This is a genomic window from Pseudanabaena sp. PCC 7367 (assembly GCF_000317065.1).
Taxonomy (GTDB): Bacteria; Cyanobacteriota; Cyanobacteriia; order Pseudanabaenales; family Pseudanabaenaceae; genus Thalassoporum; species Thalassoporum mexicanum.
The window spans coordinates 2874651-2887787 of sequence record NC_019701.1 but is presented as its reverse complement, the minus strand read 5'-3'; the positions used below and the strand labels follow the sequence as shown (position 1 = coordinate 2887787).

Annotated in this window: 9 protein-coding genes; 6 read left to right on the top strand and 3 right to left on the bottom strand. The window is 46.6% G+C overall.

The genetic code is table 11. The features are described 5' to 3' along the window. Positions 1-158: 158 nt before the first annotated feature. Complete coding sequence (locus PSE7367_RS11435) at positions 159-623, bottom strand: DUF2358 domain-containing protein (protein ID WP_015165502.1); 465 nt, start codon at positions 621-623, stop codon at positions 159-161. A gap of 181 nt (positions 624-804) precedes the next feature. Here PSE7367_RS11435 and PSE7367_RS11430 point away from each other — a divergent pair, with 181 nt between their 5' ends. Continuing rightward, positions 805-2445 (top strand): FAD-dependent monooxygenase family protein, encoded by a 1641-nt coding sequence (locus PSE7367_RS11430; RefSeq protein ID WP_015165501.1) that lies wholly within the window; start codon positions 805-807, stop codon positions 2443-2445. 8 nt (positions 2446-2453) lie between these two features. On the opposite strand, the gene PSE7367_RS11425 is transcribed toward PSE7367_RS11430, so the two are convergent. Then, complete coding sequence (locus PSE7367_RS11425; RefSeq protein ID WP_015165500.1) at positions 2454-2729, bottom strand: DUF1971 domain-containing protein; 276 nt, start codon at positions 2727-2729, stop codon at positions 2454-2456. 383 nt (positions 2730-3112) lie between these two features. Here PSE7367_RS11425 and PSE7367_RS11420 point away from each other — a divergent pair, with 383 nt between their 5' ends. Next, positions 3113-3670: a Uma2 family endonuclease gene (locus PSE7367_RS11420; RefSeq protein WP_015165499.1), complete on the top strand. Its 558-nt coding sequence runs from the start codon at positions 3113-3115 to the stop codon at positions 3668-3670. Positions 3671-3824: 154 nt separating this feature from the next. On the opposite strand, the gene PSE7367_RS11415 is transcribed toward PSE7367_RS11420, so the two are convergent. Beyond that, positions 3825-4976 carry a pyridoxal-phosphate-dependent aminotransferase family protein gene (locus PSE7367_RS11415; RefSeq protein WP_015165498.1) on the bottom strand — a complete coding sequence of 384 codons (1152 nt, stop codon included), beginning with the start codon at positions 4974-4976 and terminating at the stop codon, positions 3825-3827. A gap of 912 nt (positions 4977-5888) precedes the next feature. On the opposite strand from PSE7367_RS11415, the gene PSE7367_RS20470 reads away from it, so the two are divergent. The 4 genes from PSE7367_RS20470 to PSE7367_RS11390 all read left to right on the top strand — a co-directional run bounded on the left by PSE7367_RS20470 (position 5889) and on the right by PSE7367_RS11390 (position 12960). Next, on the top strand, positions 5889-7037 hold the full coding sequence (locus PSE7367_RS20470) for a tetratricopeptide repeat protein (protein ID WP_198013411.1): 1149 nt from the start codon (positions 5889-5891) through the stop codon (positions 7035-7037). Positions 7038-7060: 23 nt separating this feature from the next. Then, the gene (rlmD, locus tag PSE7367_RS11405) at positions 7061-8500 is read left to right on the top strand and encodes a 23S rRNA (uracil(1939)-C(5))-methyltransferase RlmD (protein WP_015165496.1); all 1440 of its coding nucleotides are present in this window, start codon (positions 7061-7063) and stop codon (positions 8498-8500) included. 1066 nt (positions 8501-9566) lie between these two features. Next, positions 9567-11168, top strand: a complete 1602-nt coding sequence (locus tag PSE7367_RS11395; RefSeq protein ID WP_264314144.1) for an ammonium transporter — start codon at positions 9567-9569, stop codon at positions 11166-11168. A 268-nt stretch (positions 11169-11436) separates the two neighbouring features. Then, positions 11437-12960, top strand: a complete 1524-nt coding sequence (locus PSE7367_RS11390; RefSeq protein WP_015165494.1) for an ammonium transporter — start codon at positions 11437-11439, stop codon at positions 12958-12960. Positions 12961-13137 lie beyond the last annotated feature (177 nt).

Genomic DNA, 13137 nt, shown 5'->3' with positions numbered 1-13137 from the left:
AATACTTTCAAAATTGCTTTATTTGCGATCTATTCTCTAATTTACTAAATAATTGCTTAAATCTCTTGACCCAGTTTAATTAGCCAGCCGGATTCAGGCAATGCGATCGATATACTAAAGATCTCAAAGATTGCTAAAGATTGCTTACTGAGAATTGCTCAGGAATTGCTCAGAAAAGGAATATGCTGCTTTACCACATCCCATTTAGTGCAATGCCAGTAATCCACATGGGAAATGATTTGACCTTGATGATTAATACCCAACTCACTCCAACCATCCACGGAAATCCTAGGCTTCCAGGGCATCGGTGAATTCCAACTCATTGTCCATTCGGTTTTGATCGTGGTCACGCCCTCAGTTGGGTTCGATTGACTGGTTTCCACTTCCTCGATCGTGTGCAAGGCTAGGTTGAGGTTGGCAAACCACTTGGTAATAAAGCCAATCATTTTTTGATATTGCTTTAGCCCCCGAAACTCATACACTGGATCTTTAAAATATACATCTTCTGCATAGATCGCATAGGTTTGCGCTTCCGGGAATTTGGCATAATCAGCGATCACAATCTCGATCATCTCATCGATCGATTTGGGTTGAATTTCTGCTTTGGTTTGAGCTTGGGACATAATTAATATCTATCTTGCTGGTCTAGCTAAAATATTACAATTTGTTAAGATGCAAGCGTATCGGTCTGGGGGCAGCAAAATGCCTGCTTCTAAATAAGTAGATCTTGATAGGTCGTTATTAAATAGCCGATCGCCATTATCCTTAATATCTCTAGTATCTCTAATATCTCTTGGTTCCCAAATGTCTGATTCAACTACGATCGCCAACTTTCTTGCTAAAGTGCCTGAGCAAAATGCGCTCGAATCATTAAAGCGTGCTGATGCTTTCTGGCAAGCCTACCGCACTGGTAATATCTCCACGCCGGAAGTTGTGCAAAAAAGCAACGAAGCGATCGGTGAATTAGATGTTGATGTGCTGGTTTGTGGTGGCACGCTGGGAATCTTTATGGGGACAGCTTTGGCTAAACTGGGCTGGCGTGTCGCTTTACTAGAGAAAGGCAAATTACAGGGCAGAGCGCAGGAATGGAATATTTCCCGCCAGGAATTACAAACTTTTGTTGATCTAGAATTGCTCACACCAGAGCAGCTAGATCAGGCGATCGCCACTACTTATAATCCTGGACGGGTGGGGTTTAATGGCGGTAAGGAGCTTTGGGTTAGGGATGTGCTGAATATTGGCGTTGATCCGGTGTTCTTGCTGGAAACGCTGAAGCAACAATTTTTAGCGCATGGTGGCAAACTCCTGGAATATGCAGCATTCCAAACTGCGACTGTGCATTCCGATGGCGTAAAAGTTAGCTATCAATTAAATCAACCGGATCAGCCGGACTCGCAATCAAAAATAGCCACAATCTCCGGCCGATTGCTACTGGATGTGATGGGGCATTTTTCACCGATCGCCCGTCAGGCTCGATCGCAAACCACAGGCAACATCAGGCCAGATGGGGTCTGTATGGTGGTTGGCACCTGTGCCCAGGGCATCCCCACCAAAGACTATGGTGATTTAATCTATACCTTCACGCCGATTATTAACCAGTGCCAGTATTTCTGGGAGGCTTTCCCCGCCAGGGATGGACGCACCACCTACATGTTTACCTACGTGGATGCCCACCCCGATCGCCCTAGCTTCTCGGATTTATTCGCCGACTATTTACATTGGCTACCCAAATATCAGGATGTAGAGCTAGACCAAATTCAACCGCAACGATCGCTCTATGGCTTTTTCCCCGCCTACAAACAAGCCCCCTTGCCGATCGCCTGGCCGCGCATTCTTCAGGTGGGCGATAGCAGTGGCAGCCAATCCCCGCTCAGCTTTGGTGGGTTTGGCGCAATGGTGCGACATTTGAGTAGGCTAACCCAGGGCATCGATCGCGCTCTGGCTAGTAATTCCCTGGCTGAAAGTGATTTACAACTGTTGCAGCCCTATCAACCCAATATCTCGGTGACCTGGCTGTTTCAGAAAACAATGAGCGTAGGCGTTAACGAGAACATAGAGGGCGATCGGATTAATTATCTACTCTCGACTGTATTTGAATGTATGGAAAAACTGGGGGAACCGGTGCTAAAGCCCTTCTTGCAAGATGTGGTGCAGTTTTCCGGACTGACCCAGGCGATGCTGAGTATGTATTTCAAAGATCCGATTCTGGTCGCCAAGATCGTTGGTCAAGTGGGAATTGGTGAGTTGTTGAGCTGGAGCAAACATTTTCTGGGCTTGGGTGGCTATAGTTTGCTAAACAGTTTATTGCCCTATAAGCCCCAAGCAAGCGATCGCGCCGCTAACTTAATCAAGAGCCTTTCGCCCCAACAGCAATTTAAGTGGCAGCAAAGGATCGCGGCCTGGCATTATGGCTCTGGTGGGGATTTTGAACCGGCAACAGGATAACTTATGAATTAGTGATAGAACTCCACAAAAAATTCCACTGACCCCATCGATTCGACTTTATGTGGGGTTTGAGGCTCGATAATACCTGGGTTATCGGGCGTGATCACATGCTCTTCAGAGGGATCGGTGAGGATGTGATAGCGTAATTGACCAGACTGGACACAAATTTTACCCCAGCTATCCTTCTTTGTGGTGTGATGGTGGAGCATCCCCGCCGGGATTGTATTTTCGGTAAACACAGGCGTTTGTTTGTAGGCCGTTACGTTAAGCGGCAGTATTTTCATCGAAGCCTCCAAAGGGTGACATTAGCTATTGAAATGCGCTTGAGCAAATTCCCCGTACTATCCGTACTAATGGTCAATAATGGCCAACACTAATGGTCAACTATAAAAATTATGATGATAATGACTCAATCGAATCAAGACCTAGACTAGATCATGATCCCTCATATTTAAATTGGTCAAGTAACATCTTCTAAACCACATTTCGCGGTTTGCTTGGGCAAGTCGAAAATTAAATCGGCAACTTCATTCCAGAGCCCCTATTGCGGTGTGTAGTGCCGGATCGCTCGCCAGACAATCTATTGCAGTAGTGCGAGTAGTGCGATCGCTGATCGATACAATATCGCTACAATAGAGTCAACGAGGTGTTATTCAGAGACAAAACAATGCTTGCTGTCCCGAACTACATCAGCCCTGAAGAATATCTCGACATCGAACCCAAAAGCCCGATCCGCCATGAGTATCGTCGCGGCTTAGTCTATGCGATGGCTGGAGGTACGGATAATCACGATCGCATCACGTTCAACTTACTTAAGTTGATTGATAATCACTTCGGAACCCCTTCCAATTGTCGTTTTTATTCCGGCAACGTCAAGGTTAATTATCTAGATCAGTTTTATTACTATGCCGATGCATTTGTCACTTGTGATCCACGCGATCGCAACGACCGCTATATCAAGCGATATCCTAAATTGATCGCTGAAGTCCTTTCACCCAGCACCCAAGCCTTTGACTTAGGTGAAAAATTTGACGATTATCAACGGCTTGAATCTTTGGCAGAATATGTTTTGATTTCCCAGGAGAATCAGCGCATAGAATGTCGTCGCCGCACGACTACAAACACCTGGGAAACAGTGGTTTACGGAGTGGGCGATCGCGTTGTCTTGCCAAGCATTGGCCTGGAATTTGCAATTGCTGAACTTTATCGTGGTCTTGACGAATAGAGAGGTAACAAATTAAACGCTTCTCAACAAAAAAGTAGATCCGCAGATCTACCCTGAAACTAATTAGCAATTATTAGCAGCATGAATCTGTTGGAGTTTTCTTACAATATAGATGTGCCGCTTAAGCTAAAGAATCAAAAAATGTTTGTGCTACCTACGCCGAAAACACTTCGATCGCCGCTTTTGTGCCTGCCCCAGGTGTGAATGAATTATGGCCAAGCTGTTGCAGAGCTGATTCGATCGCACTAACCGCAGTAAGAATATCCCGATCGCAAACAAAGCCCAGATGACCAATCCGGAAGATTTTGCCTGCTAACTGGCTTTGGCCGCCAGCCAGGATGATGTCATACTGCTTTTTCATGATCGCGCGAATTTCTTCCGCTGGAGCCGATTCCGGTGGGGCTACGGCAGTAATCGAAGCACTAGCACAATCATCTGGTCCAAACAAGCTCAAACCCATTGCCTTGATCGCCGCTCTGGTGGCATTCCGATGGCGGGCATGGCGGGCAAAAATTTGTTCTAAGCCTTCTTCCTGCATCATTTGCAAACTTACCTGCAACGCCATCACCATATTCACCGCAGTGGTGAAAGGAGTGCTGTTTTTGGCGATCGCCTTCTTAGCTGCTCCCAAATCCAGATAATATTTAGGCAGATCAGCAGTTTTATAAGCTTCCCAGGCCTTTGGCCCCACTGCCACAAACCCCAATCCCGGCGGAATCATGTAGCCCTTTTGCGAGCCAGAAGCCACCACATCCAATTCCCAGGCATCGATCGGTACATTCATTGCCCCCAAACTGGTGACCGCATCCACCATAATCAACGCGCCGTGAGCTTTAACATGACGATTGATTGTTTCCAGATCATTCACCACCCCGGTCGAAGTTTCACTATGGGTAATAATGACTGCTTTTATTTCTTTATTGGTGTCGGCTTCCAGCTTGGCACGAAAATCTTCTGGATCGAGCGGTTTGCCCCATTCGGCTTTAATTCTTTCTGCGTTTATGCCATAGGCATCACAAACTTCGCCCCAGCGTTCGCCAAATTTACCGTTCTCGCCCACCAGGACGCGATCGCCCTTGCTCAAAAAGTTTATAATTCCGGCTTCCATTGCCCCAGTACCACTGGCGGAAAGCAACAAAACCTCGTTTTTAGTTTGGTGCAACCATTTGAGGCGATCGGTTACATCCGCCATCACCTTAGTAAAATCGCCGCTGCGGTGACCAATTGGCGATTTGGCCAGAGCTAGCAAAGCTTTTTCCGGTACCGGGGTAGGACCGGGAATCATTAACATTAACTTGTCGTCCATAATTTATTTTCCATAACGCTTAGTCATTGTATTTTATGCACAGCTTTTATGTGCATTGGGGTTGGGGAAAGATGTCTTAATCCCCAAATCAAATTTCGGTGGCCTAGAATAAATGCAACTAAATGCAACTGAGTGCAATCAGGCTTAAGTTTGGTCTTCCCCGTAGTCTTTGGCAATGGTTTTGGCAACGGTTTTAGCGCTGTTTTAGACCTATGCCTACCTATGCCGTCAATTAGCCTGCCGATTAATCTTAGGTCAATATCAGGTCTATAAGTTAGCCATAATGGACTTGACACGATCGGCATAATTAAGTTGAGGCTTAATTGAAATTTGACATTTCAGTATAAAACTATACACTTCCCCACAGCTAATCTAACCAATCGCGCTATTAAATTAAATGTGTCAACAACTTTGGCAACTGTTGCTATTTTTCTAATCGACCATGCGATCGTAATCGGGCTAAAAAGCGATCTCTAGCCTAATTGATTGGACGCAATGCCGATGAGATCAGCGATCAAGATTAGAACGCTTGTAGGCAAGGTTAAAACCAGCTAATCAAAATCTCATATGCTATCTGGGCATCTGGGCACTGATGCAATCAGTCTATTGCGATCTATTGCGATTGGATCTGGTTTGATTCACGGCAATTAACCGTAATTAACCGCAATTAACTTTACAGCGCTTGGGTGATCGGGCGATTGGGTAATTGGTAAATAGCGATCGCAAATTGAAAAAATTGGCATTATTTAACATGGTGGGGATTGGCATAAATCACACACATTCCCCAATGATTGAAAATTGGTGATGGATTGTGACTGGATTATGACTGGCAAGGGATATCTAGCGATGAACAAAACAATTAGGCTAAAGTGGCCAACTAAGCTCTTAAAGACAAAGACCATATCAAACAGATTGAATCTATCTATACTATCTTTATCTATTGGTTGCATTTGGGGCGGGGCGATCGCCGTTGCATCACCAGTGGCAGCGCGATCGAGCGAGAGGAGCAATAATCTTGCGCAGATTGAGATTAATCAGCAATTAGGCGATCAAGTTGGCGATCAGGTTAGGGTAAATCAATTAAGGCAACCAGCAGATCAACTGTTCCAGTCAAGTATTCATGACATTAATCATGGACTGGATCTTAATAATAATTTGAGCCTGTCAGTTGAATTTGCCGCCAAAGCACTTGAAGTACCGCCGCAAATTGCCCAGCTAAACCCCAAAACTGCTAGTCACCACAAGCTAAAGCAATCGAATCCAGCCAGTAATCAAGCTGAAACGGCAGAGCAATTGCTAGAGCGTGGTAATGCCCATATTCGTTTGGGGGATGTCGAAGGAGCGATCAAAGCCTTTCGGGCCGCGGTCAGCAAAAAACCGAATATGACGGCAGCTCACTACAATCTAGGATTAGCCTTTGCCCAAACTGGTCAACTCCAAGAAGCAATTAATGCTTTCTTTCGCGCGGCGGAATTAGATCCTACTTTCCCGATGACCTTTAGCAATTTGGGGGCGGCCTTGTTACAGGGTGGTAATCCTCAGCAGGCGGTGGCCTATTTTCAGCGAGCGATCGAGCTTAAGCCAGATTTGCCAATCGCCCACTATAACCTGGGGATCGCCTACAAAGAACAGGGACAGATCACCGAGGCGATCGCTAGCTTGCGTGAAGCCCAAAAACTCTATCCCCAGTCCCCGGAAACTAACTATAACCTGGGCTTGTTAGTGCAAGAGTCCGGCGATCTCGATGAGGCAATCAAGCTCTATCAAGCGGCGCTAGAAATAAATCCCAACTATGCCCAGGCTCGCTATAATCTGGGGGCAGCATTTTTGCTCCAGGAAAAAATGGATCAAGCGATCGCTGAATTGCAAAAAGCCACCCAACTCAGACCCAACTATGCCGATGCCTTTTTTACGCTTGGTGTGGCCAGGGCAAAGCAGGGACAAACCCAGGCCGCGATCGATGCGTTTATTCAAGCTCAAGCTTATTTTAATGGCGAAAATCGACCCCGCTGGGCGGAACTGGCTGATCAACAGATTAAGCGATTGCGTGCTGGTAGTTAAATAATGCCTTTCAGGTCAATAAAATGCAGCAAGGACAGACGATCGAACTAGAAATCACCAACCTCGCCGACAGTGGCGATGGCGTTGGTCGCCACGAAAATATGGCGGTGTTTGTGGCCAATACCGTACCTGGCGATCGCATCCTGGCCAGGGTGAGCCATGTAAAGCGCAAATTCGCCCATGCGATCCTCAAGGAAATTATTACCCCCTCAGGCGATCGGGTGCGCCCTGCTTGTATTGTGGCGGATAAATGTGGTGGTTGTCAGTGGCAAGCAGTTAGCTATGGGGCTCAATTAAACGCAAAGCAAAACCAGGTGGTACAAGCATTACAAAGAATTGGCGGATTTCCGGCGGATTTAATTGCCCAGGTCTTGCAACCAACCCTGGCGGCACCGGAATCGCTCCATTATCGCAATAAGGCCACTTATCCGCTGGCGATCGCCCCTACCGGTAAAGTCAAGGCTGGCTATTATCAAAAGGGTAGCCATAAATTAATTAATTTGAATCAATGCCCAGTGCAAGATGCGCGGCTCGATCCGCTGCTGGCAGGGATCAAGATCGATCTAGACCACAATATTGCTACTCAAGGCTGGTCGATTTATCAAGAAAAGTCCCACAGCGGTAGTCTTCGACATCTGAGCTTGCGGGTGGGGCGCAGCAACGGCGAGGTGTTGTTAACGCTGATCTCGACGGAGAAAAATTTACCTGGCCTCCAGGCTCAAGCAGAGCAATGGTTGGCAACCTATCCTGAGCTAGTTGGCGTGGTGCTTAACTATAATCCCGATCGCACCAATGCCATTTTTGGCGCGGAGAGTTTTTGTGTGGCTGGCCAAGACTATCTCACTGAAAAGTTTGCCGATGTGATGTTGCGATTGCGTGCCGATACTTTTTTCCAGATTTATACGGAGCAGGCGGAAGCGATCCTGGCGTTGATTCAGCGGCAATTAAACCTGCCAAGCAATCAAGAGCTAACCCTGGTCGATGCCTACGCGGGGATTGGTACTTTCACGCTGCCGTTGGCGAAACAGGTGGCAAAAGCGATCGCAATTGAAATTCAACCCCAGGCGATCGAGCAAGCCAAAATCAATGGGTCAATTAACGAAATTAATAATCTGAGCTTCCATACCGGTAAGGCGGAAGAAATTTTGCCTTTATTAGATATTCAACCGGATATCTTGCTGCTCGATCCACCCCGCAAAGGTTGCGATCGTCAATTAATTGAGCATCTGTTGGGCAATTCAACTCAAGCAACTCAGACCACACATCAGATTACAAGTCAGCCGCAACTCCCCCACCAAATTGTTTATATCAGTTGTAATCCAGCTACCCTGGCGCGGGATCTAAAGTTGTTGTGCGATCGCGGCAACTATCAAATTAATTTGGTGCAACCCGTCGATATGTTTGCCCAAACTGCCCATGTAGAGGTTGTCGCTTTCCTGAGTAATTCCTCAACTAGTTCATGATGATTCAATGGCAATAATTCGATTGACTTCATGACTCTGCAATGATCCCAACGGCGACAGTTTAGTTCACGGTTGGTTTGCCCAAAAACATTGTTACTCAGGGCATCGACTCCTCAGACGCTCCGCAGTAAAAAAATTAAAAAGTTAGCCAGCAGCAAGACTAGACAAGACTAGATCTGTTGAATTCAGCATAGTTAAATGCTCTTGAGTAGGTGAAGCAATACATTTATCGCAGTGTTTTTTTGGCCATGCTGATATATTCTAAGCTCAGTTAGTTGGCGGACGATTCATGATGAAAATACCAAAAAGGGTAAATAGCCGGTTGCCAGAATTTTGACCCTGGCTAAGTTTTGTGCATCTATGGTCAAAAATAAAGCTTTGTACACCAGTAAACCATTTGGAATAGCTTGGTCTAACTGGATTGTTGCCTAATCAAAATAATTGAGAGCCCAGGCGATCGCTAATCACAGGCAAATCATCAAAGGCTTTGGCGATCGTGATTATCCTGATGCACTCATTTAGGGTTATGTTTACGATGCTTGACTAGCAAGAGTTTTAGCCAATCAAAGTGATTGACTCTCGGCCTAACTAGCGCTATTTCAATCGAGATGTTGTGCAAGTTAAGACTTAAGCGCCTCGCTCTTGCGGGTAACTATGCCAAAGAAGTCTCTTGAAAATGCACTAGGTAAAAACGATCGCAAATAGCCTCTATTGGGTGGCTGGGATTTTTAATTAGGTGCCTGCGATACAAAAATTCATATCAGTTTGGGTTTTGCTATAGCAGGTATGCTGAGGCGAAGTCTGGTCAACTCTGAAAAAGTTCAAAAATAACCGGAAACATGGGTTTTAGATGCCTTCCTGGTAGTTTATAAGCTTTAGTAATATTTATAGTAATATTCGGCCAGATAGTTAGCTTAATTGAGTTAAACCAGCGATCGCTTGGTATGAGCTGCTTAAATGCGGTCAATTCACTGAATATCACGTTTATTAAGTTAGCTTTCAGGTTTATCAGCCATTGCATTAGGTGTGTAGGTGTGTGTATCTAGATGAGGAGAAGTTGGTTAAGGTGTTAAAGCGTAGGAATATTTCAAGGCGCTCAGGGCAAGAATATGCGATCGAGATCGAGTCAGGAGAACCACAGGGCGATCGCCCCTGGCAAGAAGATTACAAGCAAGCAAACAAGTCTAGGCAATCGAGCCGCCCCAGAGCCAGAAGCAAAATACAATGGCTGCAAATCCTGCCCCTAGTTGTCATCATTGGCTTGTTTTGGGTGGGGGTAGCGATCGCCCAGGAAGAAGCTGTGCCGACTGATCCAGCTACGATCGCAATCAGCGCCGAGGAGCTTCAAAATCTTCAGGATCTCAAGGTGAATCTGGACGCACTCTGGACGTTCTTTGCCGGCACATTGGTGTTTTTCATGAATGCCGGATTTGCGCTAGTAGAGGCAGGTTTTTGTCGACGTAAAAATGCCGTTAATTTGCTGGCCAAAAACCTGATTGTATTTGCCGTTTCTAGTATTGCCTTCTGGGCAGTGGGCTTTTCGTTCATGTTCAGTGATGGCAATTCTTGGATTGGCTTAAATGGCTTTTTCCTTAGTGGTGTAGACAATAGTCCAGCCACCAACGATGCCTATCAGGGCATGTATGGCGCACTGAATTGGACTGGTATTCCACTCCAGATTAAATTTTTCTTTCAACTGGTTTTTGCCGGAACCGCAGCCACAATTGTTTCTGGGGCAATTGCTGAACGGATCAAATTCTTTGCCTTCATGTTGTTTAGCTTCTGGCTGGTGGCGGTAATTTATCCGATCGGTGGCCATTGGATCTGGGGCGGCGGTTGGTTATTAGCCATGGGCTTCTATGATTTCGCTGGTTCAACGGTGGTGCACTCGGTGGGTGGCTGGGCGGCTTTGATCGGTGCTTCGGCGCTGGGAGCCAGAATAGGCCGCTATAGCGAAGAGGGCGTGGGTGCAATGCCGGGGCACAATATGGGCTTTGCCACATTGGGTTGCTTGGTGCTGTGGTTGGGTTGGTTTGGCTTTAATCCGGGCTCAACGATGGAGATGGATGCCTCACTTGTGGGGCATATTGCTTTGACTACTAATATTGCGGCGGCGTTTGGCGCGATAGCAGCTACAGTTACAGCCACGGCCAGAAATGGCAAACCTGACCTATCCATGATTATTAATGGCGTTTTGGGCGGACTGGTGGCGATCACTGCTTCCTGTGCCTATGTCAGTCTGGCTAGTTCCGCAATTATTGGGGTTGTGGCGGGGATTTCGATCGTGTTTGCGGTGGAATTGTTCGATCGGCTAGAAATTGATGATCCCGTTGGTGCATTGTCAGTACATTTGGTTAATGGTATTTGGGGCACCCTGGCGCTGGGCCTATTTAGCCAAGGTGATGCCTTTGGCGCTGCTGGACCTGGTTTGGGCTTATTTATGAGCTCTTTTGATCCTACTCAACTAGGTATTCAGGCGTTGGGCGTAATTTCTGTGGGCGGGTTTACAGTCCTGGCTAGTTTATTTGGTTGGTGGGCAGTCAGTATGCTGATCGATGGCATTCGTGTCCCCCCCGAAGAAGAGATTCGCGGCTTGGATATTGGCGAACATGGCATGGAAGCTTACAGTAATTTTGCCAGTGAAGAAGATGATTTTGACTATGCTTAAACATAAATAAATATGGATAAATGCTAATAAATCAGCTTTTAGATAACCGCTAAAGGTGGCGATGTTCTTGCCGAGATTGTCTTAATTTGCGCGTTATTGCTTACAAAACTTTGTAAAGTGCTGCTGTTTCAAGTTCACAATGTAGGCAAATTATTGATTACGACGCAAAACGTAGCATGTGATACAAAGTATTATGCTCAGGTCTGGTGTGATTTAAATCATTGTGTTATTACCTAGATGTGTGTTGTCCAGTGAGGAAGATAATAAAGTGTTAGTTGCTTCTAATCCAAGTATCAGAAGGAGAAGAAGGCGAGCGATCGATTGGAAAATCTGCTTGCCCATTGCTTCTTTGATGTTTCTATTTTGGGCTGGCTCAGCATTTGCTCAAGATGCTGCCCCGGCCACGGATCTCGATACTCTGTGGGTATTGATAGCTGGCTTTTTGGTGTTCTTTATGAACGCTGGTTTCGGTCTGGTGGAGTCTGGCTTCTGCCGCCGCAAGAATACCGTGAACATTTGGGCTAAGAACCTGATTGTATTTGCGATCGCCACGCTGGCCTTTTACATCGTTGGTTTTGGCTTTATGTTCGGCGATGGTAATCCTTTCATTGGTACTGCTGGTTTCTTGCTCCAGGGTGCTGATAATAGCCCTATGACTGATGGCTATGAGGGCGTTTTCGATGCTATTAGCTGGTCCGGTACACCTTTGGAAGTTAAATTCTTCTTCCAACTAGTGTTTGCAGCTACTGCCGCCACGATCGTATCTGGTGCTGTAGCTGAGCGAATCAAAATTGGTGCCTTCATGATTTTCAGCTTCCTGCTGGTGGCAATTAGCTATCCGATTACCGGACATTGGATCTGGGGCGGTGGCTGGTTAGCCAGTGTAACTGAGGCAGGTTTCTGGGATTTTGCTGGTTCCACGGTGGTTCACTCGGTCGGCGGCTGGGCGGCTCTGGTTGGTGCTGGTGTCCTTGGTGGTCGTCTCGGCCGCTATGGCGAAGATGGTAGCGTTAAGGCGATCCCTGGTCACTCGATGGCTCTTTCTACCCTGGGTTGTTTGGTGCTGTGGTTGGGCTGGTTTGGCTTCAACCCTGGTTCCACTATGGGTATTGCTGGTGCTGGTCAGTTGGTCTCTCATATTGCCCTAACTACTAACCTGGCCGCAGCGTCTGGTGGTGTGGCAGCGACGATCGTAGCCTGGATCTATTTAGGCAAGCCGGATCTGTCGATGATCATCAACGGGATTCTGGCTGGCCTGGTCGGTATTACTGCTCCTTGTGCCTTTGTCAACCTTGGTAGCGCCGTTGTGATTGGTGCTATTGCCGGTGTAATCATTGTCTTCTCGGTTGGTGTCTTTGACAGCCTCAAAATTGATGACCCGGTTGGTGCGACTTCAGTTCACCTTGTTTGTGGGATTTGGGGCACTCTGGCGGTTGGCCTGTTTGCAGTTGGCCCTGGTGCTGACCTTGGTAATGGTTTCATTCTCTATGATGAAGGTGCTGGTCCGGCGCTTGGCCTCCTCTTTGGTGGTGGACTCACTGCCGTGATTCCTCAGATTATTGGGATCGCTACAGTCGGTCTGTTTACGGTTGTATTTAGCTTCATTGCTTGGTATGCGATCGCAGCAGTTCTTGGTGGTAGCATCCGCGTATCTGCAGAAGAGGAAATTGGTGGCCTGGATATTGGCGAACACGGTATGGAAGCATACAGTGGATTCCCCAAAGAAGCCATTGATATTGGTATGCCTTCTTCTGGCATGAGTATGAGCGATGAAGGTATTGCTGATGTCTAGCTAGCTATTGTGGATTCTTAACTTATTAACGTTCGGTTAGGTCAGTTAACCAATTCTAGGAGAAGGCTCAATCAGCTTGCCCTAGTCTTGTAGGTAGTTAATTAGCAATCAATTAATCAATTGGTAATTGAGCTGCTTTGAATCAGAAGCAAATTCATTAGCGAGTTTAATCAGTTA

What these genes read in the sequence shown, in the direction of transcription:
- PSE7367_RS11435 (WP_015165502.1), bottom strand. Translation starts at nt 623, where the DNA reads ATGTCCCAAGCTCAAACCAAAGCAGAAATTCAACCCAAATCGATCGAT.
- PSE7367_RS11430 (WP_015165501.1), top strand. Translation starts at nt 805, where the DNA reads ATGTCTGATTCAACTACGATCGCCAACTTTCTTGCTAAAGTGCCTGAG.
- PSE7367_RS11425 (WP_015165500.1), bottom strand. Translation starts at nt 2,729, where the DNA reads ATGAAAATACTGCCGCTTAACGTAACGGCCTACAAACAAACGCCTGTG.
- PSE7367_RS11420 (WP_015165499.1), top strand. Translation starts at nt 3,113, where the DNA reads ATGCTTGCTGTCCCGAACTACATCAGCCCTGAAGAATATCTCGACATC.
- PSE7367_RS11415 (WP_015165498.1), bottom strand. Translation starts at nt 4,976, where the DNA reads ATGGACGACAAGTTAATGTTAATGATTCCCGGTCCTACCCCGGTACCG.
- rlmD (WP_015165496.1), top strand. Translation starts at nt 7,061, where the DNA reads ATGCAGCAAGGACAGACGATCGAACTAGAAATCACCAACCTCGCCGAC.